This is a genomic window from Nocardioides guangzhouensis (assembly GCF_004519545.1).
Taxonomy (GTDB): domain Bacteria; phylum Actinomycetota; class Actinomycetes; order Propionibacteriales; family Nocardioidaceae; genus Nocardioides; species Nocardioides guangzhouensis.
The window spans coordinates 1-536 of record NZ_SDKM01000135.1 but is presented as its reverse complement, the minus strand read 5'-3'; the positions used below and the strand labels follow the sequence as shown (position 1 = coordinate 536).

Below are 536 nucleotides of genomic sequence, written 5' to 3'. Positions count from 1 at the left end.
GGCCGACGTCGACCACGGCTCGGTCGACAACACCGCGACCGCCGGCGCGCTGGACCCGCAGGACCACCCGGTGGTCTCCGAGGAGAGCACCGACAGCATCGACGCCGACGACCGCACCGTGGTGTCGCTCGAGAAGGCCGCGACCCTCCTGGACTCCGACGGGGACGACCTGGCCGACGCCGGCGAGACCGTGGCCTACGCCTTCGCGGCCACCAACGACGGCACCACCACCGTCCACGACGTCACCGTCGACGACCCGAAGCTGGCCGCGGTCCCGGTCGCTGTCACCTGCCCGACCGGCGACGTGCTGCCGGGGAAGAGCGTCACCTGCACGGCGTCGTACGTCGTGACGCAGGCGGACGTCGACGCGGGCAGCGTGCACAACGCCGCGACCGCGTCGGCGACCGACCCGGACGGCGCCGAGGTCACCTCCGGCGGCGACGAGGCCGACGTCGACACCGACAGCCGGGCCGCGCTCTCGCTGGTCAAGCAGGGCGACCTCGTTGACAGCGCTGCCGACGGGGGAGACGGCGACG

General features: G+C 73.9%; 1 protein-coding gene. It reads left to right on the top strand.

All coding sequences use genetic code 11. The features are described from left to right. The coding region (locus EKO23_RS24815) for a DUF7507 domain-containing protein (RefSeq protein WP_217702816.1) at positions 1-536 on the top strand (536 nt) is incomplete at both ends.